23 protein-coding genes are annotated in these 26472 nt (G+C 34.0%); 12 read left to right on the forward strand and 11 right to left on the reverse strand.

Annotation, left to right across the window (positions count from 1 at the left end; all coding sequences use genetic code 11):
- Positions 1–76 precede the first annotated feature (76 nt).
- The 7 genes from ABTV69_RS22905 to ABTV69_RS22935 all read right to left on the reverse strand — a co-directional run bounded on the left by ABTV69_RS22905 (position 77) and on the right by ABTV69_RS22935 (position 7263).
- Positions 77–421: an Hpt domain-containing protein gene (locus tag ABTV69_RS22905; protein ID WP_008468078.1), complete on the reverse strand. Its 345-nt coding sequence runs from the start codon at positions 419–421 to the stop codon at positions 77–79.
- Positions 421–1032: a fumarylacetoacetate hydrolase family protein gene (locus tag ABTV69_RS22910; protein ID WP_433833022.1), complete on the reverse strand. Its 612-nt coding sequence runs from the start codon at positions 1030–1032 to the stop codon at positions 421–423. Before ABTV69_RS22910 ends, ABTV69_RS22905 begins: the two co-directional genes overlap by 1 nt.
- Before the next feature lie 84 nt (positions 1033–1116).
- Positions 1117–1887 carry an exonuclease domain-containing protein gene (locus ABTV69_RS22915; protein ID WP_433833024.1) on the reverse strand — a complete coding sequence of 257 codons (771 nt, stop codon included), beginning with the start codon at positions 1885–1887 and terminating at the stop codon, positions 1117–1119.
- A gap of 220 nt (positions 1888–2107) precedes the next feature.
- Complete coding sequence (locus ABTV69_RS22920; RefSeq protein WP_433833026.1) at positions 2108–3460, reverse strand: dihydrolipoamide acetyltransferase family protein; 1353 nt, start codon at positions 3458–3460, stop codon at positions 2108–2110.
- Positions 3461–3544: 84 nt separating this feature from the next.
- Positions 3545–4708, reverse strand: coding sequence for a glycosyltransferase family 2 protein (locus ABTV69_RS22925; protein ID WP_433833028.1), 1164 nt, complete (start codon positions 4706–4708; stop codon positions 3545–3547).
- A gap of 31 nt (positions 4709–4739) precedes the next feature.
- A complete protein-coding gene (locus ABTV69_RS22930) occupies positions 4740–5921 on the reverse strand; it encodes a BamA/TamA family outer membrane protein (protein ID WP_433833030.1) in 1182 nt (393 codons plus the stop codon).
- Positions 5922–6072: 151 nt separating this feature from the next.
- The gene (locus tag ABTV69_RS22935) at positions 6073–7263 is read right to left on the reverse strand and encodes a DUF5009 domain-containing protein (protein WP_433833032.1); all 1191 of its coding nucleotides are present in this window, start codon (positions 7261–7263) and stop codon (positions 6073–6075) included.
- Positions 7264–7372: 109 nt separating this feature from the next.
- Here ABTV69_RS22935 and ABTV69_RS22940 point away from each other — a divergent pair, with 109 nt between their 5' ends.
- Positions 7373–8110 carry a tyrosine-protein phosphatase gene (locus ABTV69_RS22940; protein ID WP_433833034.1) on the forward strand — a complete coding sequence of 246 codons (738 nt, stop codon included), beginning with the start codon at positions 7373–7375 and terminating at the stop codon, positions 8108–8110.
- Positions 8111–8114: 4 nt separating this feature from the next.
- Here ABTV69_RS22940 and ABTV69_RS22945 read toward each other — a convergent pair whose 3' ends face one another.
- Complete coding sequence (locus ABTV69_RS22945) at positions 8115–9533, reverse strand: undecaprenyl-phosphate glucose phosphotransferase (protein WP_433833036.1); 1419 nt, start codon at positions 9531–9533, stop codon at positions 8115–8117.
- Positions 9534–9682: 149 nt separating this feature from the next.
- Here ABTV69_RS22945 and ABTV69_RS22950 point away from each other — a divergent pair, with 149 nt between their 5' ends.
- The 4 genes from ABTV69_RS22950 (at position 9683) to ABTV69_RS22965 (ending at position 14003) form a co-directional block, all read left to right on the forward strand.
- Positions 9683–10648 carry a T9SS C-terminal target domain-containing protein gene (locus tag ABTV69_RS22950; RefSeq protein WP_433833038.1) on the forward strand — a complete coding sequence of 322 codons (966 nt, stop codon included), beginning with the start codon at positions 9683–9685 and terminating at the stop codon, positions 10646–10648.
- Between the two features lie 90 nt (positions 10649–10738).
- Positions 10739–12601 carry an ABC-F family ATP-binding cassette domain-containing protein gene (locus tag ABTV69_RS22955; protein ID WP_433833040.1) on the forward strand — a complete coding sequence of 621 codons (1863 nt, stop codon included), beginning with the start codon at positions 10739–10741 and terminating at the stop codon, positions 12599–12601.
- A 127-nt stretch (positions 12602–12728) separates the two neighbouring features.
- Positions 12729–13202: an FKBP-type peptidyl-prolyl cis-trans isomerase gene (locus ABTV69_RS22960; protein WP_433833042.1), complete on the forward strand. Its 474-nt coding sequence runs from the start codon at positions 12729–12731 to the stop codon at positions 13200–13202.
- A 21-nt stretch (positions 13203–13223) separates the two neighbouring features.
- Positions 13224–14003, forward strand: a complete 780-nt coding sequence (locus ABTV69_RS22965; RefSeq protein ID WP_433833044.1) for an O-methyltransferase — start codon at positions 13224–13226, stop codon at positions 14001–14003.
- 53 nt (positions 14004–14056) lie between these two features.
- Here the strand turns inward: ABTV69_RS22965 and ABTV69_RS22970 are convergent, their stop codons facing one another.
- Positions 14057–14716 (reverse strand): hypothetical protein, encoded by a 660-nt coding sequence (locus tag ABTV69_RS22970; protein WP_433833046.1) that lies wholly within the window; start codon positions 14714–14716, stop codon positions 14057–14059.
- A 296-nt stretch (positions 14717–15012) separates the two neighbouring features.
- On the opposite strand from ABTV69_RS22970, the gene ABTV69_RS22975 reads away from it, so the two are divergent.
- The 4 genes from ABTV69_RS22975 to secA all read left to right on the forward strand — a co-directional run bounded on the left by ABTV69_RS22975 (position 15013) and on the right by secA (position 20186).
- Positions 15013–15699 (forward strand): ABC transporter ATP-binding protein, encoded by a 687-nt coding sequence (locus tag ABTV69_RS22975; RefSeq protein WP_433833048.1) that lies wholly within the window; start codon positions 15013–15015, stop codon positions 15697–15699.
- 94 nt (positions 15700–15793) lie between these two features.
- Positions 15794–16363: a cob(I)yrinic acid a,c-diamide adenosyltransferase gene (locus ABTV69_RS22980; protein WP_433833050.1), complete on the forward strand. Its 570-nt coding sequence runs from the start codon at positions 15794–15796 to the stop codon at positions 16361–16363.
- Positions 16364–16534: 171 nt separating this feature from the next.
- Complete coding sequence (locus ABTV69_RS22985; RefSeq protein WP_007138072.1) at positions 16535–16756, forward strand: DUF2795 domain-containing protein; 222 nt, start codon at positions 16535–16537, stop codon at positions 16754–16756.
- Positions 16757–16844: 88 nt separating this feature from the next.
- Positions 16845–20186, forward strand: coding sequence for a preprotein translocase subunit SecA (secA, locus tag ABTV69_RS22990; RefSeq protein WP_433833052.1), 3342 nt, complete (start codon positions 16845–16847; stop codon positions 20184–20186).
- Between the two features lie 99 nt (positions 20187–20285).
- On the opposite strand, the gene ABTV69_RS22995 is transcribed toward secA, so the two are convergent.
- Positions 20286–20948: a TrmH family RNA methyltransferase gene (locus ABTV69_RS22995; protein WP_433833054.1), complete on the reverse strand. Its 663-nt coding sequence runs from the start codon at positions 20946–20948 to the stop codon at positions 20286–20288.
- A 136-nt stretch (positions 20949–21084) separates the two neighbouring features.
- Between ABTV69_RS22995 and ABTV69_RS23000 the strand changes: the two genes are divergently transcribed.
- The 3 genes from ABTV69_RS23000 to ABTV69_RS23010 all read left to right on the forward strand — a co-directional run bounded on the left by ABTV69_RS23000 (position 21085) and on the right by ABTV69_RS23010 (position 25652).
- A complete protein-coding gene (locus tag ABTV69_RS23000) occupies positions 21085–21774 on the forward strand; it encodes an SIR2 family NAD-dependent protein deacylase (RefSeq protein ID WP_433833056.1) in 690 nt (229 codons plus the stop codon).
- Between the two features lie 77 nt (positions 21775–21851).
- Positions 21852–23198, forward strand: a complete 1347-nt coding sequence (gene purB, locus ABTV69_RS23005; RefSeq protein WP_433833058.1) for an adenylosuccinate lyase — start codon at positions 21852–21854, stop codon at positions 23196–23198.
- 216 nt (positions 23199–23414) lie between these two features.
- The gene (locus ABTV69_RS23010) at positions 23415–25652 is read left to right on the forward strand and encodes a cation:proton antiporter domain-containing protein (RefSeq protein ID WP_433833060.1); all 2238 of its coding nucleotides are present in this window, start codon (positions 23415–23417) and stop codon (positions 25650–25652) included.
- A gap of 141 nt (positions 25653–25793) precedes the next feature.
- On the opposite strand, the gene ABTV69_RS23015 is transcribed toward ABTV69_RS23010, so the two are convergent.
- The gene (locus ABTV69_RS23015) at positions 25794–26432 is read right to left on the reverse strand and encodes a peroxiredoxin (protein WP_008468040.1); all 639 of its coding nucleotides are present in this window, start codon (positions 26430–26432) and stop codon (positions 25794–25796) included.
- Between the last annotated feature and the right edge of the window lie 40 nt (positions 26433–26472).

Genomic DNA, 26472 nt, shown 5'->3' on the forward strand with positions numbered 1-26472 from the left:
AGCCGTTTACAAAATTTAAAAAATGATTTTGACTTATTCCTTGTTTACATAAAACAGGAATAAGTCAAATTTTATATTAAAGATCAAAGTCTTTTTTAATTTCTTTAATCGCTTCTTTTACTTGTACTTTAATACTTTTAAAAGTTTCGATAATATCTTTTTTCTTGCCTTCAGCTTTTGTCCAGGCTTCTACTTGCAAGATTTCTTCAAAAGCCACATTTAAACCCATTAAATCTAATGTTGGCTTTATTTTGTGAGCATAAGAATAAGCGTACTTATGATCCTTCTTTTTTATTCCTTCTTTAATTTGTTTTAAATCTTCTGGCACTTCGGTAACAAATAAAGTTAAAATCTGATTTACAAATTCAGGATCATTATCTGAAAGCGCATAAACTTTCGAAAGGTTGTATTTTAAAGCCATTATTTTACTTGTATTCTGAATAATTTTTTATCTTCTAAAAAGCCTTCTAAAACATCATTTGGTTTTACAGCCGAAACACCTGCTGGAGTTCCTGTAAAAATAATATCTCCAATTTTTAAGGTAAAAAATTGAGAGACGTGAGAAATCAATTCATCTATTTTCCAAAGCATCATGCTTGAGTTTCCTTTTTGAACTGTTTCGCCATTTGTTTTCAATTCAAAATTAAGATTTTCCATAGAAACAAAATCAGTTTTTGGCAAAAAATCTCCAATAACTGCCGAGCCGTCAAATGCTTTTGCTTTTTCCCACGGAAGTCCTTTTTCTTTTAATTTACTTTGAAGATCGCGTGCTGTAAAATCAATTCCAACACTAATTTCATCATAGTATTTATGAGCAAATTTCGGTTCAATATATTTCCCTACTTTATTGATCTTGACGATTATTTCGACTTCATGATGAACATCATCGGAAAATTCTGGAATAACAAACGGATGTTGTTTCAACAAAACCGCAGAATCTGGTTTCATAAAAACCACAGGCTCACTTGGGCGCTCGTTTTTTAATTCTTCTATATGATTGGCATAATTCCTGCCGACACAGATAATTTTCATTTCTTTTTAAGTTTCTAAGACACTAAGATGCTAAGTTACTAAGAAACTAAAATTAGAATCTCAGAAACTTAGCATCTTAGAAACTTACTTCGTATTTAATTTTCTTAATTTAATTGCTGTCAAAACTTTTTTGGTATACAAAGGAAAATCGGCATTTTGAATCCAGCTGAAATACCCTGGCTCTGACTCTAAAACTTTTTCCACTTTTGCACCTTTGTGTTTTCCAAAAGTAAAAATTTCTTCGTCATCTTTATCAAAAGCGATCATTCCTGCAAAATCGGCGATTTTTTTACGAGTTGTAAATTCAGACAATGATTTTATATCGTTCTCTAATTCTGGGTAACGATCTAATTGCGCTTTTAAAATCTCGTAAGTCGCCATCGTATCTGCTTCTGCCGAATGGGCATTATCTAAAGTTTTTCCGCAATAAAACTTTAAAGCAGCACTTAAAGTACGCTCTTCCATTTTATGAAAAATAGTCTGGACATCTACAGAAACTTTGTTTTTCATATCAAAATCGACTCCAGCACGAAGCAATTCTTCTGCCAAAAGCGGAATATCGAAACGATCTGAATTAAATCCGCCAAGATCACTATCTTTAATCATGTTATGAATATGCGGAGCAAGTTCTGCAAAGGTTGGTTCGTTGGCTACTTTTTCGTCTGTGATGCCGTGAACCGCAGTTGTCTGCGGAGGAATTGGAATTGTTGGGTTAACCAACCAGGTTTTACTTTCTTTGTTTCCGTTAGGAAAAACTTTGAATATTGAAATTTCTACGATTCTATCTTTACCGATATCAATTCCCGTTGTTTCGAGATCAAAAAAGCAAATTGGTTTGTTTAGTTTTAATTCCATTTCTAATTTTTATAAGTTTACAAATGTAATTTTTAAAGCCGAATATCCTTCTTCTATTCCATTTTTTTTTGTCGAAAAAAGCTTTCAAATCGCGATTTTAACTTTTCGAAAATAGCTCTCAACTTAATTACGCATTTCCACTCAGCCCTTTTCTTACAAAACAAAAAAAATCCGATAAGCTTTAAGACTTATCGGATTTAAATTTATTTATTATTGATTTTTAGAAATCTCTGTCTATGTCAAAAGCCTCTAAATATTCTGCAACTCTCTTTACAAAACTTCCACCAAGTGCTCCATCAACAACTCTATGGTCGTAAGAGTGAGATAAGAACATTTTTTGGCGAATTCCGATAAAATCTCCTTCTGGAGTTTCGATAACTGCAGGCACTTTACGAATAGCTCCAAGCGCTAGAATTCCAACTTGTGGCTGATTGATAATTGGCGTCCCAAAAACACTTCCAAAAGTACCAACATTTGTAACCGTATAAGTTCCGCCTTGTGTATCGTCTGGTTTTAGTTTTCCAGCTTTAGCACGGTTTCCTAAATCGTTAACCGCTTTCGCCATTCCAACCAAATTCAACTGATCTGCATTTTTGATTACAGGCACAATTAAATTTCCGTTTGGCAATGCTGCCGCCATTCCTAAATTGATATTTTTCTTTTTAATGATATAATCTCCTTCAACCGAAATATTCATTCCCGGGAAATCTTTCAAAGCTTTTGCAACCGCTTCCATCATAATTGGAGTAAAAGTCAATTTCTCACCTTCTCTTTTTTCGAAAGCTGCTTTCACTTTATCTCTCCATTTTACGATATTGGTTACGTCAACTTCAATAAAAGATTGCACGTGAGCGGAAGTCTGAACTGATGCTACCATGTAACCAGAAATCAATTTACGCATTCTGTCCATTTCAACAATTTCGTCAGCACCATTTACAGAAACCGGAACTGCTTGCTGGCTTCTTTGAGCAACTGGCTCAACCGTTTTTGGGGCTTCAACTTTTGAAGTTTCAACACCCACTTTTGGAGCTTCAACTACTTGAGGAGTTTGAACAGCACCCGATTTGCGATCTTCTACATATTTTAGAATATCTTCTTTCGTTACGCGTCCATCTTTTCCAGAACCTGCAATATTTTCAAGTTCGTTTAAAGAAACACCCTCTTCTTTTGCAATATTTTTCACTAACGGAGAAAAGAATTTCTCTGAACTTGAGAAATCTTGAGACGTTACCGTTTCTTTAACCGCTTCGATTGTTTTTTCAATTTCAACAGCTTCGGCAGGAGCTGCAACTTCCTCCATTTTATTTGTTTCTGCAGTTGGCGCATCACCTCCTTCAGTTTCAATAATAGCGATAGTTTGTCCTACTTGCACTAAATCATCTTTACCAAACAATTGCTCAACTAAAATCCCTGATACTTCGCTAGGCACTTCGCTGTCAACTTTATCTGTTGCAATTTCGAGTACGGCTTCATCAGCCTCAATTTTGTCTCCAACTTCTTTCAACCAGTTTGTAATGGTTGCTTCAGCGACACTTTCTCCCATTTTAGGAAGCTTTAATTCAAATCTTGCCATATTGTTAATCTAAAAGATGTTTTTGATTTTCAGATTGCGAAATTAATGAATATTTTAAACATAAATTTCATTTAATATAATTTTTTACTTGATTTTTACAATTTGCCCCTTATCATTTCTTGAATTACTTCCAATAACAAAATGGGAGTTTTTAGGTAAAATTTTAAAAGTAATACTCTTATCTTTAATAGTTTCTATGATTTCTATACATTTTTTAAACGAAATGTATTGATTATCCAAAATGATTTCGACGTTTTCTCCCTTAAAAATCAGGCACGAATTTACCATTTTTTCTTTCGGGATTTTTAAAAAGCGGACTTTATTTTTTAAAATTAAGGCTAATTTGTGAGACAAATCTTCATTTAAAGAATAAAAAACATACGATTCTGGATTTGCTTTTATTCTCGTTTTACCTTGAAACATTTTTACAAAAGAGAAAAACCAAGTTCCTATTTGAATGAAAAAACTAAAGAACAATGATTGCTTAAAATGCTTCTTATAGAAGAAATTCATTGCTTCCTGAAAGCGTTTCATGTATTTTTCATCTTTTATGGTGCTTTCTCCTTTATAATGTAAAACAGTGGTCTCGTGAAAATAATAATTTGTCTTTTGCTTCAATAATGCGCGGTAAGACAAATCGATATCGTCTGCATACATAAAGCAATCCTCATCAAAACCATTTAAATCTTCGTACAGATTTCTTTCTAAAACCATAAAAGCACCAACAAGAATCTCGACTTTACCTGTTTCATTTTCGCTTAAATGTTCTGCATAATATCGATTGAAAAAATTGGCTTTCGGAAATACTTTATACAACCCGAAAATTTTGGTAAAAGCCACCCAAGGAGTTGGAATACCGCGTTTGCTTTCTGGAAGAAATTCTCCTGTTCCATCAATCAGTTTGCAGCCGATAATCCCGAGATTGTTTTGCCTTTCGGCGAAAGCCAAAATCTTGGCAAAAGTATCTTCTGCAACAACAGTATCCGGATTTAAAATACAAATGTACTTTCCTTTCGCTTGACGGACACCAATGTTATTTCCTTTTGGAAAGCCGAAATTCTCCTTGTTTTCAATCAGTTTTACGTCTGGGAATTTTTCTTTCATCATCAAAACGCTTTCGTCTGATGAGTTATTATCAACTACAATAATTTCGGCATCGATTGCTACAATTGCTTCCTGAACGCTTAAAAGGCATTGTTCGAGAAAGTAACGCACATTGTAATTTAAAATAACAACCGATAACTGCATGAATAATTGGGTCTGTAGATTTTGGCCGAAGTTAGAAATTTTCTGATAACCCCAAGCGCAGCGACCAATCGTTTTTACTAATTCCGTAATCTAATGCCAAATTACTGCCATTTCGTTTATTCCACTTAATGCGAATTCCGGTTCCAACAGCAGGGTTCCATTTTTTGAATTGATAGGTATCTAACTTAGAAACCGAAGAAACATTGGTAAAAAAAACGGCGCCAAAAAATCCGTTTCGGCTTATATCCGTTCTATATTCGGTTTCAAAATAAATTAAAGCATTACTTCGATATCTGTTTTTCGTAAATCCGCGACCCGTTTTTCCTTCACGATCCCAACCAATACTTGGCAAATCTAAATAATGGGGTTTTCCTCCAAAAGTTGACCAGTAAAAAGCTCTGGAAGCCCATACCCGATGTTTAGTTTTACTGAAAGAATGGTATTTTCGGGCATCAAAATACAAAGATTGCCATTTGTCTCCTTCTACACCGCTGGTATTTATTCGTAAATCGGCTTCGATATACAAACCTTTCTCCGGATTAATTATATTTTCTCTAGAATCGTAAAGTCCTTGAATCGCAAATCCAAACGAAGTTTCGTTAGAATAATCGCCATTCATGTATTGATAATAATCAGTTTCTCCATCTATATAAGACTCCTCAGAAATATTTTGATAATTATCTAAAAGAAAACCAACCCCCAAGCGATAATTCCCCACTACCTGCCTTGTTACAAACTGATAAAAACGCCATTGCTGGTAATCGAGCGTTGACATTTCTTGTTTTGAATCATGTTCCCCGAGACCATACGTGAGCTGGGGATAAATCATATAGCGATAATCGCCAATAAGGCTCCACTTATTATCTTTAGAATATATATAAGACTGGATCGGAAATACAAATTGTTTGCTAAAACTAAAATAAGGCGAAAAGGTAATTTGAGACATTCTGGTCGTTTCTGGCTCGCCTAAATAAAATGTAGTCAAGAAAGAAACCACCAAACCTGTGCTAGAATTAACGCCTACAGGAACGGGCAACAAAGAAAAAGTTAATTTTTTTTTTCTTTCTGGCCGAATAGTATCTTGCTTATCAAAAACCTTATGAATAACATCTAAGATATCTCGAGACCCCACGGCTGTACTATCATTTTGAGCCTGACAAAATGATCCTATTAAAAATAAAACTAAGATGTATTTAACTCTTAACCTATTCACATACAATATTTTAAAAACCGCCTCTTACAAATTTAAAATTTTATTAAGAATAACAATCTATTTTTTGTACGAAATATTTTTGAAGTATTCTGTGCTCAGGATTTAAGTCATTAGCATTGCTAACTTCCAATTCATGACTAAAAACTGAAAACTAAAGATGAAGCTGTATTTTATATCTATTCAAGATTTTCATTACGAAAAGCATAATAGTTGAAAATACTAACGACCAAATAATTCCTAGAATTCCCTCTGTAAAATAGTCTGGCAGAATATGAATATTGAGTGCTTTATTGAAATAATAAATAACACCCGGAAGAATGTAAATCAATAACGGATTTGCAGCTGCTGGCATAAAAAACTCGCTCCATTTTGTCTGTTTTTTGACTTCCATAAGCCAATACAGAAAATAGAACAATAGGGTACAAATTGCAGCCGAAAACATTGTCCAAGACGGCGTACCTTTTATTTTTGAAATTCCGAAATACGGACGAAGTAAAATAGCCGTTACCGTAAAAAATACAATAAAACCTACCACAGGCCAATTGATTTTGGAACTAATTTTTCGATCAAAAAACAATAATGATATTACCACTCCAGCCGAAACTAGAGAAACGTGCGTAAGATGCCCTGCTATAAAACTTAACCAAGAAGTATTGTGAACAAAAGAACTTTCAATTAAATTAAGAGTATTCATAGCCACAGAAAAAAACACCAACACAATCATTGCCCATAAATTTCCTGAAACCAGCCAATAATAAATTACTGTAAAAAGATATGCCCAACCAATTAGTCCAAGAATTCCCCACCATTTTGGCGTCATTCCTCTTTCTCCCGTATCTTGAATATATAAAAAGTAAAGTATTATAAGCACTAAAATTCCACCGTACTGAAGTATATTTTTTAACCAGAGAGGAAAGTCTTTTGGGTATTTATTCCAAATCGGAATAGGCATTGCATACGCTAAAAGTCCCCAAAATGCAGGTGCGATTATCATTTTAGAAGCGTCATAACCATATTCGGCATTGACCATAAAAACGCCAATTACGATAAGAGCGATAGCCCTTTTAAACGTGTGAGTCCAAATTGTTTTTGAACTGTCTCCTTTTATCAATCTAGCATTAAAAGCAAATGGAACGGACATCCCGACAATGAATAAAAAAGCAGGAAAAACTAAATCGACAAAAGTCATTGCGTCTGCATCTGCGGGCATATGTTTCATCCATTGAGGCACGTTTTTAATACTCGCTAATTCATTTACAAAAATCATTACAAAAATTGTAATTCCACGCAAAGCATCAATAGAAATAATACGCTGATTAAACAGATTCTCTTTTATTTTCATAATTTTTTACTTTTTTACTAAAAATCAAATATAACATAATTCTAAAAGGACTTATTACAATTTCTAGATTAATTTTGCTCGCTATAAAATTGATTTATACCTTTTTGTTATGTTATCATTCTTAAAATCAAAACCTGCATTAAAAGAACTTCTTGACGGAAATTTTGTGGATATTCATTCTCATATTTTACCAGGAATTGATGACGGAGCATCAAACATAAAAAAAGCAGTGGAATTGGTTTCTTCTTTACAAAAACTTGGCGTTTCTCAGATGATTACATCGCCACACATTAATCATTATGTATGGAACAATTCTCCTGAAATAATTGCATCAAAGCTTCGAGAAACTCAAAATGCATTCGAAGAAAATAGGATTAATACACCCATTAAAGCTGCTGCGGAATATTTTATAGACAGCTGGTTCGAAAATCATTTTAAAGAGGAAAAACTTCTGACTTTAAAAGACAATTATGTCTTGGTAGAAATTTCATATCAAAATGCTCCCTTAAACCTTTATAAAACCATTTTCGAAATACAATTGGCGGGATATATTCCTGTTTTGGCACATCCTGAACGCTATGCTTTTTACCATAACAAGTTTTCGGAATATGAAAAATTAAAAAATGCAGGCTGTCTTTTTCAACTGAATCTGCTTTCTACCGTAGAATATTACGGCTCTAGAATTACTAAAATTTCAGACGAACTTTTAGCGAAAGGCATGTATGATTTCTGCGGAACCGATGTACATCATAAAAAACACATCGAAGCTTTTGAAAGTAAATTAAAAATCAAAAACATTGCATCTTTAAAAGAAGCAATTGCAAACAATCAATTTTTTAAATTTTAAAAGCTTAATAAGCGTTTTCTTCTCCTTTAAAAATATTGATAATGGTTTTTACGATAATCTTAATATCAAGTAAAAAACTCCAGTTCTCAATATACCAAATATCATATTCTACCCTATTCTCCATATCGCTAAGCACTTTTGTTTCTCCTCTAAAACCATTTACCTGCGCCCAGCCAGTAATTCCAGGTTTTGCATATTGGCGAACCAAATAATTACTAATAAGATCACTGTATTCTTTGGCTAAATTAACCATATGCGGTCTCGGCCCTACAACCGACATATCACCCCAAAAAACATTAAAAAATTGAGGCAATTCATCAATACTTGTTTTGCGAATAAAAGTGCCGAATTTGGTTATACGACTATCGCCTTTCTCTGCTTGTTTATTATGAGCCAAACCGTTTACATACATGCTTCTAAACTTCAAGCACGTAAAAGATCGATTGTCCCTTCCTGATCTTTCTTGCTTAAAAAACACCGGACCAGGAGATTCGAGTTTTATAATAATCATAATTATTGGGAACAACCAAGGAAAGACGAGCAAGATTACCAGTCCTGAAAAACATATATCAAAGGCCTTTTTTAAAAGTCTATTTGAAGCAAATTCTAATGGTTCTGGACGAAACATTAAAACAGGAGTGTTTTCGTAAAAAGCAACTTCAACTTTACTAGCTTTTGTATAAAGCTGAAAATCTGGAATAAACTTAATTCGAACCATTTTCTGCTCACAGATTTTGGTCAGCTCATTAATAATTTCGATATTATCAATATGTAAAGCAACATACATTTCGTCAATACTATTGTCGTTCAAAAACGTTTTAATATCCTCAAACTGGCCAATAATAAGAGTGGGATCGACAATATCCTGATTCTTTTTTTCATCAAAAAAGCCTAAAAAACGATACCCATAGGTCAAATCTTTAGCCAATACTTTTCGAATTTTTTCTCCCGATTGATTGGCACCCACTACTATAAAGGTTTTAAAATTATAGCCTTGAGCTCGAACATATTTTAAAAGTTTCATTGAAAAATATCGCGAAAACATCAGTAAACCAAAAAATATCAGATAGAAATAAACCAAACGAAGTCTTGAAATATCATTGTATTTTAGGTAAACAACAAATATCGAAACTAAAGCCGCATGAATAGAAATCTTCTTGATTGTTCTCCATAATATTGATTCTATCGGTTCTACCCTCACACTACGATTCGAATCTTTTTGAAGCAGTAATGCGACCCAAATCAATACCGCTAATAGCGAAACTGTTCTTTCATCTTTAGACAAGAGTTTATCCAAATCCCCAAATCTTGCCAATGCTGAAAGAACAGTGGCTAGATTCAATAAAATGACATCCACTACTACAAACAAAAGTTTATAATAACGAGAAATGCGGTAGTGTGATAATTTTTGTAGAATTTTCATGATGGGGCGTAATTTTATCCAAAAGAATAAAAAAGACTTTTGCACTAAATGCACTGCAAAATAACACTTAAATTATATTTTTTAAATACTTATTTCGTTCTATTATTTAAAACTTTACTTTTATCTTATGCTGACTTAATATTACGCTCATGCTAAAAATTGTCTTTTTCTTCAGTCTTCTCACTACTTCGGTTTATTCCCAGATTTCTGGCTGCACAGACCCGCAAGCAGAAAATCACAACTTGTCATCAAAACAAAACAACGGAAGCTGCACCTATAAAAACTTAAAAATCAAACCCGAATATTCTTTTCGTTTAAGCGATTCGATAAAAGAAACTTCAGGATTAATTGCTTTTGAGAATTTACTTTGGACGCACAACGACGACCACGACACTACCATTTACGGTCTAGATTCTTTAGGGAAAATTAGAAAAAAAATTATTCTTCCCGAAACCATCAATCACGATTGGGAAGAAATTGCACAAGATAGCACACACATTTATATTGGAGATTTTGGCAATAATTATGCTGGAAATCGAACTGATTTGAAAATTCTTAAAATCGAAAAAAAATCTTTTTTAGAAGAAAGTCCAAAAATCGAAACCATTTCGTTTTCCTATTCCGATCAAACTGATTTCTCTCCTTCCAACCCAAATAAAACCAATTTTGACTGTGAAGCTTTTATCGTTTCTAGAGATAGCATTTTCCTTTTTGCCAAACAATGGAAATCGTCTGAAACCAGTATTTATGCGCTTCCAAATCAATCAGGAATACAGATTGCAATGCTACAATCTACATTGGACACTAAAGGTTTGGTTACTGGCGCAACATATTTAGAAAACAAAAAACTCATTACTTTGTGTGGCTATACCAAAGTTGGAAAACCCTTTTTATATCTGCTATACGACTTCAGAAACCACGATTTTTTATCTGGAAACAAAAGGCGAATCGATTTAAAACTTCCTTTTCATCAAGTGGAAGGAATTGCGACAAAAGACGGAATACATTATTTTATTACAAACGAATCCCTGGTTCGAAAACCAATTTTAAACAATCCCCAACAAATTCATTATCTTGATTTGAATGCTGTTCTGGGGTTGTATCTCCATAAATAATTCGCAAATGCGAGATAATAGTTTACTTTTGCAGAAAGTTATGATTTAGAAAACATTCATAACTCATAATTTATAACTTACAATTACAAAGTGAATTACTTATCTGTAGAAAATATATCGAAGTCATTTGGCGAAAGAGTCCTTTTTGACAACATTTCTTTTGGAATCAATAAAGATCAAAAAATCGCTTTTATTGCAAAAAATGGTTCCGGAAAAACCACCATGATGAGCATTATCAATGGTTTAGAAGAGCCAGATACCGGGCAAGTTGTTTTAAGAAAAGGAATTAGAATGGCATTCCTTTCGCAAGACAATAATCTTCAGGATGAACTTACGATTGAAGAAAGCATTTTTGCTTCAGACAATGAAACGCTTAAAGTTATTGAAGCTTATGAAAAAGCGTTAGAAAACCCGTCTGACGAAGAAGCTTATCAAAAAGCTTTTGACGCAATGGATCAGCATAATGCTTGGGATTTTGAAACGCAATACAAACAGATTTTATTCAAGTTAAAACTGGAAGATTTTAAACTTAAAGTAAAAAATCTTTCTGGAGGACAGAAAAAACGTCTTTCTTTGGCTATTATTTTGATCAATCGCCCAGATTTATTGATTCTAGATGAGCCAACCAACCACTTAGATTTGGAAATGATCGAATGGCTTGAAAGTTATTTCGCTAAAGAAAATATTACATTGTTTATGGTAACGCACGACCGTTTCTTTTTGGAGCGCGTTTGTAACGAAATTATCGAATTAGACAACGGAAAATTATATCAATACAAAGGAAATTATTCGTACTATTTGCAGAAAAAAGAAGAAAGAATCACTTCTGAAAATGCGAGTATTGACAAAGCTAAAAACTTATTTGTAAAAGAATTAGAATGGATGCGCCGCCAACCAAAAGCGAGAACAACCAAGTCTAAATCTCGTCAGGATGATTTTTATATTATTAAAGAAAAAGCGCAAAGCAGACGTAAAGAAAATAAAGTTGAGCTTGAAATTAATATGGAAAGAATGGGAAGCAAAATTATTGAGCTTCACAAACTTTCTAAAAAATTTAAAGATCGTGTTATTCTCGATAATTTCAGTTTTGATTTCCAACGCGGAGAAAGAATCGGAATTATTGGCAAAAACGGAACTGGTAAATCGACTTTCTTAAATCTTTTGACAGGAACTATTCCGCCAGACAGTGGACGCGTTGTTAAGGGAGACACTATAAAAATTGGTTATTACACGCAATCTGGAATTAATCCGAAACCGGGACAACGCGTTATTGACATTATAAAAGAATACGGAGAATATATTCCGCTCGCAAAAGGAAAGATTATTTCTGCCTCGCAATTACTAGAGCGTTTTCTTTTTGATGCTAAAAAGCAATACGATTTTGTTGAAAAATTAAGCGGTGGAGAATTAAAACGTCTTTACCTGTGTACCGTTTTAATTCAAAATCCGAACTTCTTAATTCTCGATGAGCCAACAAACGATTTAGATATCGTGACTTTGAACGTTTTAGAAAGTTTCCTTTTAGATTATCCTGGATGTTTATTGGTAGTTTCTCACGACCGTTACTTTATGGATAAAATTGTCGACCATTTATTTGTTTTTAGAGGTCAAGGTGAAATCGAAAATTTCCCAGGAAATTATTCCGACTTTAGAGCTTATGAAGATAGTGCTGACATTACACAAAAAGAAGAAAACAAAGCCGAAAAGAAAGACTGGAAACAAAACAATCCAACTGGAAATTTAAGCTTTAACGAACAAAAAGAATATCAAAAAATCGAAAGAGAAATTAAAGATTTAGAAGCCGAAAAAGCCAAAATCGAACAATTATTCTCTGACGGAAAAGTGGCAGATGCCGATATTGAGAAAAAAGCTAACGAACTTCAAAACATCATTAATAAAATTGACGCAAAAGAAGAGCGCTGGTTTGAACTTTCTGCTAAACTTGAAGGATAGTTTTTTAGCATAGACATTTATAAAGCTCATACAAGTTTCATAAAGTTTTGTGAATTTTTATTCACTTTGACTCTTTTTGTCAGATAAATACTCATTTTTGCCAGATCAACAATTAAAATAATACCACATGAAAAAATTATTAGCAGCCGTATTTACATTAACATTATTCATTTCTTGTTCAAGCTCTGATAAAGATGCTCCAGTTTCACCGCCTAAAGATTATTCTGCCGAAAATGATAAAGAAATCACAGATTATTTAACCAAAAACAATTTAACTGCAACAAAAAGTACCACAGGTTTATACTACATCATTAACGAACCTGGAACAGGCGCGCAACCAAACGCTTCTTCAAAAGTAACCGTAGCGTACAAAGGTTATTTTACTAATGGAAGTGTATTTGACCAAAGTAGCGCGAGCGGAGTTACATTCCCTCTTTCAGAAGTAATTAAAGGTTGGACAGAAGGAATTCCTTATTTCAAAGAAGGCGGAAGCGGAGTTCTTCTTATTCCAGCACATTTGGGCTATGGAAGTTATGCAAACGCTAAAATACCAGCTGGTTCAGTACTAATTTTTGATGTAAAATTGCTTAAAGTAAATTAATTTCAAGAGCTAAATTTCTAAATGTTTTTTCAAATAAAATCCTATCTCACCTTTCTTTGGCATTCTAAAAACGAACACGCAGTTCATTCGCCATTTGTTTTTAATTTATTGACAAAGTGTTTTTATGATAGGAAAACAAAACCTGAATATGCAATTTTAAAAAAATACAGAAAGTCGCTTTTAGAAAACAAAAACTTCATAGAAGTCACTGATTTTGGCGCCGGTTCAAGAGTTTTTAAATCCAATCGAAGACAAATTTCTAAAATTGCACAAACAGCTGGAATTTCGCCAAAACGAGCAGAGTTATTATTTCGTGTTACGAATTACTTTCAGCCTTCAAACATTCTAGAAATAGGAACCTCTTTGGGTTTAGCAACTTCTGCATTAGCTTTAGGCAATCCAAAAGCAAAAGTAGTTACAATTGAAGGCTGTACAAATACAGCAAATATTGCTCAGAATCAATTGGCTCAATTTGATTGCAATAATGTAGAAAATGTAATTTCTGAATTTGAATCTTTTTTAATTTCAGAAAACATTCAGGCTACAAATTACAATCTGATCTATTTTGATGGCAATCATTCTAAAAAAGCAACATTAGAATATTTTGAGCTTTTATTGCCAACAATTGATAACGATGCCGTTTGGATTTTCGATGACATTCACTGGTCAGAAGACATGGAAGAAGCTTGGGAAATGATCAAAAATCACCCACAAGTAAAAGTTACAATTGATACTTTTCAATGGGGATTTGTATTTTTTAGATACGAACAGCCGAAAGAGCATTTTATAATTAGAGCATAAAAAAAGACGATCAAAAATGATCGTCTTTTTTTCTAATTCAAAATTTAAAAAAATTATTTTTTTGCGTCTTTATTTTCTTCAGACTTCGCTCCCATTCTGTTTACAGTATACATTGGTGCAAATTTAACTTTCAAACCAGCAATTTTTCTATTATCTTCAACTGACAGACCTTCTTTTTCAACTGTATTTTTGCGGCTGTCAAGAGCTTCATACATTAATTTGATTTCATCCCAGTCTTCTCTAGAATATTTGTCTTTATTATTTTCTACAGTATGAACAAACTGTTGATAAACGCTATGAATATTTTGGGCATTTACCCAGTTAAAACTCATATCATCACCAATTTTTCCTGCACCAAATAAAGCATCTCTTAACTGTTGTTTCGGGCTAGGAGCTGGAGGGGCAAATTGGGCGGTCATTTCATTTTTAAATTCCTCGTACTTCGCTTTACTTGCATTTATTTTTTCTGTTGCGGCAGCATTGTCTTTAATGTCTGCCAAAGCAGCTTCTGCTTCTTGAGATCTTCTGTCGTATTCAGCTTCAACGCTTTGCCAATTGTCTTTTAAATCAGCTGCTGCTACATTTTTTACAGAGTCAACATAAATTACGTAGTTCTCAACTGTTTTTTGAGCTTTTTCTTGTTTTTCATCTTTACATGATGTTAACCCTAATACTAATACTGCAATTCCTGTAGCTATTTTGATATTTTTCATAATGTTGATTATTTAAATTAAATTGATTAATCAAATTTACTTAATACCAAAAGCAAATAAATTACATTATTATCACTTTTTTAAAATTAAAAACATTTTAAAACTATAAAACTTAGCAAATAATGATAATTATGCAAAATAAATCTAAAAAACTATAACATTTTTTCGTTTTAAAATGATATTCTCTTGTGCGCCTATTTAAAAAAATGCTTTTGTAACAAAAACCAATTATCAACTACTAATCTTTTTTATTGAAAAAGTGTTTTGTACTTTTAAATCCAAAATTGTAAAACGAAATGGCTGAACCATTAATTAAAATAACCGACATCAAGCGAAATTTTATTTTGGGAAATGAAACGGTTTATGTTTTAAAAGGAATAAATCTGGAAATACAAAAAGGCGAATATGTTGCTTTAATGGGACCTTCTGGATCTGGGAAATCAACTTTAATGAACTTATTAGGCTGTCTAGACACACCAACTTCCGGCCGTTATATTTTAAACGGAAAAGATGTCAGCAAGATGAAAGACGATGAATTGGCTGAAATTAGAAATAAAGAAATTGGCTTCGTTTTCCAGACTTTCAATCTTTTGCCAAGAACTACAGCATTAGATAATGTCGCATTACCCATGATTTATGCTGGTTATGGAAAATCTGAAAGGCTTGCGCGAGCAACTGAAGTTCTAAAACAAGTTAATCTAGCCGACAGAATGGATCACCAGCCAAATCAACTTTCTGGAGGACAGCGCCAGCGTGTTGCTGTTGCCCGTGCTTTAGTCAATAAACCATCTATTATTTTGGCCGACGAACCAACTGGAAACTTAGACAGTAAAACATCTGTCGAAATCATGAAGCTTTTCGGAGATATTCACGCGCAAGGAAACACTGTAATTTTGGTAACTCATGAAGAAGATATCGCAGCGTATGCACATCGTGTTATTCGTTTGAGAGATGGTTTAATTGAAAGCGACACAACTAAATAATTTTAGATTTCTGATTTTAGATTCTTTTCTAAATCTAAAATTTTAGACAACAGCATATCAATCTAAAATCAGAAATCTACAATCTACAATAACAATGAAAGTATATACCAAAACAGGCGACAAAGGTACAACAGCTCTTTTTGGAGGAACTCGAGTACCAAAAGACCATATTAGAATTGACAGTTACGGAACTGTTGATGAATTGAATTCTTACATAGGATTAATTCGAGATCAGGAAATGGATTCGCATTATAAAACAATTTTAATCGAAATTCAGGACCGTCTTTTTACTGTTGGTGCCATTTTGGCAACTCCGCAAGAAAAAGAAGTTTTAAAAAATGGAAAACTTCGTTTAGAAAATCTTGGAATAATTAATTCTGATATCGAACTGCTCGAAAACGAAATAGATAAAATGGACGAAAGCCTTCCGCCAATGACTCATTTTGTTTTGCCAGGAGGACATCCTACCGTGTCACATTGTCATATAGCACGCTGTATTTGCCGCCGAGCAGAACGTTTAGCAGTGCATTTAAGTCATAATGAACATGTTCCTGAAATAGCAATAACCTACTTAAACCGACTTTCTGACTACCTTTTTGTCTTGGCACGGAAGTTGTCGTTTGACTTAAAAGCGGAGGAAGTGAAATGGATTCCGAGAAAGTAAAATTTTAGATTTTAGAGTTAAGATTTTAGATTTCTATGCTTTAAAAATCTAAAATCAACAATCTGAAATCTGCAATTTACAGGACGTTCTTAAATTTTATTAAAATAAATCAAAATTTACTTGTCTTTTTCAGTAAAAAATTTATTTTTGCACAAACTAAATAGATAACAGATGTATTGGACATTAGAATTAGCATCTTATTTAAGTGATGCGCCATGGCCTGCTAACAAAGATGAACTTATAGACTACGCCATTAGAGCAGGTGCTCCATTAGAAGTAGTAGAAAACCTTCAATCAATTGAAGATGAAGGCGAGATATATGAATCAATGGAAGAAATTTGGCCTGATTATCCAACAGACGAAGATTATCTTTGGAATGAGGATGAATATTAAAAAATAAACCAAAGGAAAAAGTCTCTCATCATAGAGACTTTTTTTTTGGTTCAAATACATATTATATAATAAAGAAATACAATAAATCATGAGTTTCATAAACAGTATTATTAAAGTCTTTGTCGGCGATAAGTCACAGAAAGATGTCAAAGCTTTACAACCTTACTTAAATAAAATTAAAACATTCGAAGCTCCTTTAATGAGTCTATCAAACGACGAATTAAGAGGAAGAACCGTTTATTTTAAAGATAGAATAAAAGAAGCTAGAGCTGATAAAGATGCTAAAATTGCTTCGCTTAAAGCGGAAGTAGAAAACATCGAAGACATCGATAAAAGAGAAGACATTTATGATGCTATAGATGCTCTTGAAAAAGAGGCTTATGAAATCTCTGAAAAAACTTTATTGGAAATTCTTCCAGAAGCGTTTTCTGTTGTAAAAGAAACGGCTCGTCGTTTTAAAGAAAACTCACATATTGAAGTTACCGCAACTCCAAAAGACCGTGAATTCTCAGCAACAAAAACATACATTACTATTGATGGCGAAAAAGCAATCTGGGCAAACAAATGGAACGCTGCAGGAAAAGACATCACTTGGGACATGATCCACTACGATGTTCAGTTAATCGGTGGTATGGTATTGCACGAAGGTAAAGTTGCCGAAATGCAAACGGGTGAAGGTAAAACGTTGGTTGCTACTCTTCCTCTTTACTTAAACGCTTTGACAGGAAACGGAGTTCACTTAGTAACGGTGAATGATTACTTGGCAAAACGTGATAGCACATGGAAAGCACCTTTATTCGAATTCCACGGTTTATCTGTTGACTGTATCGACAATCACCAGCCAAGTACAGAACAAAGAAAGAAAGCTTACGATGCTGATATCACTTACGGAACTAACAATGAATTTGGTTTCGATTACTTAAGAGATAATATGGCACACTCTCCAAGTGATTTAGTTCAAAGAAAACACAATTTTGCGATTGTCGACGAGGTTGACTCTGTATTAATTGATGACGCTAGAACACCGCTTATCATTTCTGGACCAGTTCCTCAAGGAGATCGTCACGAATTCAACGAATTGAAACCAAAAATCGAAAACTTAGTTGGACAACAACGTCAGTTAGCGAATGGTTTCTTAGCTGAAGCTAAAAGATTAATCAAAGAAGGTAATACTAAAGATGGAGGTTTCCAATTATTGAGAGCTTACAGAAGTTTACCTAAAAACAAAGCATTAATTAAATTTTTAAGTGAGGAAGGAATTAAACAATTGCTTCAAAAAACTGAAAATCAATACATGCAAGACAACAATCGTGAAATGCACAAAGTGGACGAAGCTTTGTATTTTGTGATTGAAGAAAAAAACAATCAAGTAGAATTGACAGACAATGGTATCAAATACCTTTCTGGAGATACTGATGCTGACTTTTTCGTACTTCCAGATATCGGAACAGAAATCGCTGCGATTGAAAAACAAAAATTAGACAAAGACGCTGAAGCTGAAGCTAAAGAAAGATTATTCCAAGACTTTGGAGTTAAAAGCGAGCGTATCCACACTCTTACTCAGCTTTTAAAAGCGTATGCTTTATTTGAAAAAGATGTTGAGTATGTTATCATGGACAACAAAATTATGATTGTCGATGAGCAAACAGGTCGTATCATGGACGGACGTCGTTATTCTGACGGTCTTCACCAAGCGATCGAAGCAAAAGAAAACGTAAAAATTGAAGCTGCAACTCAAACTTTTGCAACTGTTACATTACAGAATTATTTCAGAATGTACAACAAACTGGCTGGTATGACCGGTACAGCTGTTACAGAAGCTGGAGAGTTATGGCAGATTTATAAACTGGACGTTGTTGAAATTCCAACTAACCGTGGAATTGCAAGAATTGACAAAGAAGATTACATCTACAAAACAACTCGTGAGAAATTCAACGCTGTAATCGAAGACGTTACCGAATTATCACAAGCTGGAAGACCTGTATTGATTGGAACAACTTCTGTAGAGATTTCAGAATTATTAAGCCGTATGCTTAAAATGAGAGGAATCACACACAACGTATTGAATGCTAAAATGCACAAGCAAGAGGCACAAATCGTTGAAGAAGCTGGTAAAGCTGGAGTTGTAACTATTGCAACAAATATGGCAGGTCGTGGTACCGATATTAAATTATCTCCAGAAGTAAAAGCCGCGGGAGGTTTAGCAATAGTTGGTACTGAGCGTCACGATTCTCGTCGTGTAGACAGACAGTTGCGTGGTCGTTCTGGTCGTCAAGGAGATCCAGGAAGTTCTCAATTCTATGTTTCTCTTGAAGATAACTTGATGCGTTTATTCGGTTCTGAAAGAGTTGCGAAAGTAATGGACAGAATGGGACTAAAAGAAGGTGAAGTTATTCAACATTCTATGATGACTAAATCTATCGAACGTGCTCAGAAAAAAGTAGAAGAAAATAACTTTGGTGTTCGTAAACGTTTATTAGAGTATGATGACGTAATGAACTCGCAACGTGAAGTAGTTTACAAACGTCGTCGTCACGCATTGTTCGGAGAGCGTTTGAAACTAGATATCGCAAACATGCTTTATGATACTTGCGAGTTAATTGTAAGCAACAATAAAGTAACTAACGATTTCAAAGGATTTGAGTTTGATTTAATTCGTTATTTCGGAATCACATCTCCAATTTCTGAAGCAGATTTCGCAAAACTAAATGACATCGAAGTTACTGGAAAAGTATACAAAGAAGCTTTAGCATTCTATACTGAAAAAACAGAAAGAAGCGCAAGAGAAGCTTTCCCAATTATCAAAGGAGTTTACGAAGAGCCAAACAACCATTTCGAAAGAATTGTAGTTCCATTTACAGACGGAATCAAAACGTTGAATGTGGTAACTGACTTGAAAAAAGCTTACGAAAGTGAAGGCGCTCAATTAATCGCTGATTTCGAGAAAAACATCACACTTTCTATTGTGGATGAAGCTTGGAAAAAACACTTACGTAAAATGGACGAATTGAAACAATCTGTTCAGTTGGCCGTTCACGAGCAAAAAGATCCATTGCTTATTTACAAATTGGAAGCTTTCAACTTGTTTAGAGGAATGTTAGACAACGTTAACAAAGAAGTTATTTCATTCTTATTTAAAGGTGATTTACCTGCCCAAAACGCTCCTGAAATTCACGAAGCAAAAGAAGTTCGTCAAAAAGAAAATTTACAATTAAGTAAGGACGAAATTCCAAACAGTGAAAGCATGAACCGTGAGGCTGGAGAAACACAACAACGTCAAGTTACTGAAACTATCGTTAGAGATATGCCAAAAATCAACAGAAATGATACTGTTGTGGTGCAAGAAGTTGCTACTGGTCAAACAGAAACAATGAAGTATAAAAAAGCGGAAGCTTTAATCGCTGCTGGAACTTGGGTTTTAATCAATTAATAAAGATCCAATCTTAAATATAAAATCCCCGATTACTAAAGTAGTCGGGGATTTTTTTGCTTAGAACTTAGTACCTTAGAATATTAGCTTTTCAGAATCTTATCTTGGATTATCCTGATAGTAACGCGCTTCAATTCGTTTTATATCTTTAATAGAGTTTTTAGCCCAATCTAAACGTTTAACTAAAATTTCTTCTTCAGTCAATTTCCAATCGATATCAGATCTACGAAGTCTGTTTGTTAGGTTTTGAATAATAATCGCAGCTGAAACCGAAATATTTAAACTTTCCGTAAAACCAACCATCGGAATTTTTAAGAAACCATCGGCGTTGTCCATAATTTCTTGAGACAATCCTTCTTTTTCTGTTCCGAAAAATAATGCGCTTGGTTTTGTAATATCGAAATCTTCCAACATACAATCTTTTTCATGCGGTGTCGTTGCGATGATTTGATATCCTTTGCTTTTTAAATCGGAAAGACATCCTGAAACAGAATCAAATCGATTGATATCAACCCATTTTTGCGCACCCAAAGCAATTTCTTTATCAATTCTTTTTCCGAAACGCTGCTCAATTACATTCAATTCTTGAATTCCGAAAACTTCACAGCTGCGCATTACGGCGCTTGTATTATGCATTTGATAAACATCTTCTACCGCAACGGTAAAATGCTTTGTTCTATTTTCCAGAACATGCAAAAATCTTTCCTTACGGTTCTCAGTTAATATATTTTCAAGAAAATCGAGGTAATCTAAATCAATCATTTTTAATCTTTTTATTCCTACTCTAAGTTTAACACTTATATTAGATAATTTTAGTTTGCGAAAATAACTATTTCATTTGAAAGATTTCCCATTTGATTATCTTTGAATGAGAACCAAAAAAAAATCTTGATAAAGAATGAAAAAGAAAATTGTAGTCTTAACTGGAGCAGGAATCAGCGCTGAGAGCGGAATTAAAACCTTTCGTGATAGTGATGGTTTATGGGAAGGACATGATGTAATGGAAGTTGCAACTCCAGAAGGTTGGCACAAAAACCAAGAATTGGTTTTGGATTTTTATAACAAAAGACGCCAACAACTGAAAGAAGTAAATCCGAATCTTGGTCATATCATTTTGGCAGAACTGGAAAAGGATTTCGACGTGCAAATTATCACCCAGAATGTTGACGATCTTCATGAACGCGCCGGAAGTACAAACGTTCTGCATTTGCATGGCGAATTATTAAAAGTGAGAAGCACGCAAAATAAAAATCTAATTTTAGATTGGACAGAAGATTTGTTTACGGGAGATTTAGACGCAAACGGACATCAATTACGTCCACATATTGTTTGGTTTGGCGAAGAAGTTCCTGCACTCGAAGAAGCTATTGATATTACAGAAACCGCAGATTATTTTGCAGTAATTGGGACTTCGTTACAAGTTTATCCCGCAGCTGGATTAATTGCTTATACGCCAAGTACAACTCCTGTTTTTTATATTGATCCAAAACCAATTGCAATTCCGAATCTTAGAAATAAAGTTGAAACCATTGCCAAATTTGCATCTGCAGGAGTTGCCGATTTAAGAGAGCGATTAAATTCATTTTAATACACAAATGCGTGTTTTAATTGCCTCTAATCGCTAAATTCTGTTTATATTTGCACCTTTCGAAAAACAACATAACAATGACTACTCTAAACGAATTGAATGCTATATCGCCAATTGACGGAAGATATAGAAATAAAACTCAAAACTTAGCACCTTTCTTCTCTGAAGAAGCTTTAATAAAATACCGCGTTTTAGTTGAAGTGGAATACTTCATTGCGTTATGCCAAATTCCATTGCCTCAATTGCAAGGTATTGACTCAAGTTTATTTGAAAGTTTGAGAAATATCTACAAAAACTTCTCAACTGAAGACGCATTGTGGATTAAAGAAACAGAAAAAGTAACCAACCACGACGTAAAAGCGGTTGAATACTTTATCAAAGATGCTTTTGAAAAATTAGGATTATCTCAATATAAAGAGTTCATTCACTTCGGATTAACATCTCAAGACATCAATAATACTGCGATTCCGCTTTCTACAAAAGAAGCTTTTGAGCAAGTTTATATGCCAACTTTAATTTCAGTAATTTCTAAATTAAAAGAATTAAGCGTGGAGTGGAAAGACATTCCAATGTTGGCGCGTACGCACGGACAACCAGCCTCTCCTACTCGTTTAGGAAAAGAGATTTTGGTTTTCGTAGAACGTATAGAAGAGCAAATGCGTTTGTTATTCAACATTCCGTTTGCAGCTAAATTTGGTGGAGCAACTGGAAACTTTAATGCACATCACGTTGCATATCCACAAATTGACTGGAAACAATTCGGAAACAAATTTGTGGAAACGGATCTTGGTTTGAAACATTCTTTTCCAACAACTCAAATTGAGCACTACGATCATTTTGCCGCTTTCTTTGATGCTTTAAAAAGAATCAACACCATTATCATCGATTTAGATCGTGATATCTGGACGTACGTTTCTATGGATTATTTTAAACAAAAAATCAAAGCAGGAGAAATTGGTTCATCTGCAATGCCACATAAAGTAAATCCAATTGATTTTGAAAATTCTGAAGGAAACTTAGGAATCGCAAATGCTATTTTTGAGCATTTGGCAGCTAAATTGCCTATTTCAAGATTACAGCGTGATTTAACTGACAGTACTGTTTTACGTAACGTTGGTGTTCCGTTCGGACACACTATTATTGCTTTTGAAGCTACTTTGAAAGGATTAAACAAATTACTTTTAAACGAAAGTAAATTTGCTGAAGATTTAGAGAAAAACTGGGCAGTTGTGGCAGAAGCCATTCAAACTATTTTACGTCGTGAAGCGTATCCAAATCCGTACGAAGCTTTAAAAGGTTTAACTAGAACGAATGAAGCAATTGACAAAAATGCGATTCATAATTTCATCGCAACTTTAGAAGTTTCAGATGCTGTTAAAGCAGAATTACTAGCAATAACTCCTAGTAATTACACAGGAATCTAAGAAAAACACTAAATATTTTATCAAAAAAAGCTATCTTTATCGAGATAGCTTTTTTTATTTAACCCGGAGTAGTCCAAATTACTTCACTTGGCTTTATTTTCGTTGGAGTTCAGTGATTTACATTATAAAAGTTTTTTTTATTAAAAAAGCCAGATTTTGAACAAAAACTTTCGATGAAAAGCTGGACCAAACTCCCCGAAAACTAAAATACCAACTATGATTGCACTAAGCGCCGCAGCCGAAAGCACACACCATTTACAGCCTTTGATTAGTGATTTAGGACTCATCCTAATGACTGCCGGAATTGCCGTTCTATTATTTAAAAGATTAAAACAACCTTTGGTTTTAGGTTACCTGATTGCAGGTTTTTTGGCAGGAAACCATTTTGATTTTTTCCCCTCTATAACCGACATGAAAAGTGTCGAAGTCTGGGCAGAAATTGGGGTTATATTTTTACTTTTTAGTTTAGGACTCGAATTCAGCTTTAAGAAACTAATGAAGGTTGGAGGAACTTCGTCTGTCACCGCCATAACACAAATTTTATTTATGACCGTAATTGGTTATGGTGTGGGGCAGTGGATGGGCTGGGGAAAAATGGATAGTATTTTCTTGGGAGCGACACTGTCTATTTCCTCCACAACAATTATTATCAGAGCTTTTGATGAATTGGGAGTTAAAGGAAAAAAGTTCGTCGGAATTGTTTTCGGAGCTTTAATCGTAGAAGACATTGTTGCCATTTTAATGTTGGTTTTATTATCAACTATTGCCGTAAGCGATCAGGTTTCTGGCACAGCATTATTACAATCTGTTTTAAAACTTATTTTCTTTTTGATTATCTGGTTCTTAGGAGGGATTTTTATTATTCCGACAATTTTTAAAAAAGCAAAACATCTGCTAACAGACGAAATGCTGCTGATCATCTCATTGGCATTGTGCTTAATGATGGTTATTTTTGCTTCTAATGTTGGTTTCTCTCCAGCATTAGGCGCTTTCATCATGGGATCTATTATTGCTGAAACCACCATGGCAGAAAAAATTGAACATTTAATTCAGCCTGTAAAAGACTTTTTTGGGGCTGTTTTTTTCGTATCAGTCGGAATGTTAATTAATCCGGTAACATTGATTAATTATGCACTTCCAGTTGCCATAATCACTTTACTGACCATTTTTGGAAAAGCTTTTAGCTCTTCTATTGGAGCTTTAATTTCTGGTCAGCCATTAAAACAATCAGTTCAAACCGGAATGAGTTTGGCACAAATTGGCGAGTTCTCTTTTATTATTGCAACACTAGGAATGACGTTAAAAGTTACAAGCGATTTCTTATATCCAATTATTGTTGCCGTCTCTGCCATTACCACATTTACCACTCCATTTTTAATCAAATATTCGGAGCGTTTTGCTCTCTTTTTAGAATCAAAAATGCCAAAAAAATGGGTTAAAAACATCAACCGATATAGTGTCAATGCCCAAGCTATTAAATCGGTAAGCACTTGGCAAATTGTGCTTCGTTCTTCGATTACACAAATTATTCTTCACACCATTATTATTACAGCAATTATTCTATTGTCATCCAAATTTGTAGCGCCACTGGTAGCCGATACAAGATTCGGAAATACTTTAGCCGCTTTGCTGACTTTAGTCGTAATTGCGCCGTTTTTATGGGCACTATCGCTTCGTCGCGTAAAAGTAGATGAAGTCGAAGCGCTTTGGGAAGAACGTAAATATCGAGGCGCACTTTTAATGCTTATTTTGATTAGAATGAGCCTTGGTTTATTCTTTGTTGGCTTTTTATTGAATATTTTCTTCTCTCCTTTGGTTGCTTTCGTAGCACTGATTATAGCAATTGGAGCGTATCAAATTTTCCCTAAAAAACTAAACGAGCAATATCATAAAATTGAAAATCACTTTTTGAAAAACTTCAACGATCGCGAAAACAAAAAGATCGACAGAAGATATGCTAATTTAATGCCTTGGGACGGACACATGTCTTTCTTTGAAATTAAAAAAGAATCGAATCTGGTTGGACAAACTTTACAAGAACTTAAAATTCGTGAGCAATTAGGTATTAATATCGCCTATATTAAACGAGGAGAAGTCACAATTCCAATCCCAACCAAAAACGAACGTTTGTTTCCTGGTGATGAAATTTGCGTAATTGGAACCGATGCCCAAATTGCTGAATTCACAAAATTTCTAACCCAAAACGAAACAGAACCACAGGTAAAAGTTGAAGAGACTGATATTGTTTTACGTCAGCTTGAAGTTTCTCAAGATGAATTTATTCAAAAAAGCATCGGACAATTCAGAGCTAAAACGGATGGGATGGTCGTTGGAATTGAACGAAATGGAAATCGTATTCTTAATCCAGAATCGAGTTTAATTTTAGAGAAAAACGATATTCTCTGGGTCGTAGGAGATAAAAAAAGAATGACAGCTTTGTTGGCAGCTAAGTAAGCTTCTAAGTTTCTGAGATACTAAGATGATTAAAAAAAGGCGCTGATACTTCAATTTATGAAAATATCAACGCCTTTTTATTTTATTACGCCATCTAAAAAACTTAGAATCTTAGTATCTCAGAAACTTAGCGACTCAAAATTATTTATTCGGCTGCGGTGTCAAACGCAAATACGGTTTAATCGGTGTATGTCCTTTTGGGAATTTAGCTGGAATATCGCTATCTGGAATTGCCGGAGCAATAACTACATCTTCACCATCTTTCCAGTTAGCTGGAGTTGCAACGCTGTAATTTGCAGTCAATTGCAAACTATCGATTACACGAAGCAATTCATCAAAATTTCTTCCAGTAGAAGCCGGATACGTCAACGTAAGTTTGATTTTTTTATCTGGTCCGATCACAAAAACAGAACGCACTGTAAATTTATCACTTGCATTTGGATGAAGCATATCGTATAGATTGGCTACTTTTTTATCTTCATCGGCAATAATTGGGAAATTTACTTCTGTATTTTGAGTTTCGTTAATATCTTTAATCCATTCTTTATGTGAGTCTAAACCGTCTACACTCAAAGCAATAACCTTTGTATTTCTTTTTTTAAATTCAGGAACATAATTCGCTACAGTTCCTAATTCAGTAGTACAAACTGGAGTAAAATCTGCTGGATGCGAAAATAAAACACCCCAAGAATCTCCTAACCATTCGTGAAAATTAATTGGCCCCTGTGTCGTTTCTGCTTGAAAATCTGGAGCTATATCGCCTAATCTTAATGTTGACATAATTTTATCTTTTTTAGTTCCTCTAAAATTAACCAAAAAA

This window comes from Flavobacterium anhuiense (assembly GCF_050990855.1).
GTDB lineage: Bacteria > Bacteroidota > Bacteroidia > Flavobacteriales > Flavobacteriaceae > Flavobacterium > Flavobacterium anhuiense_C.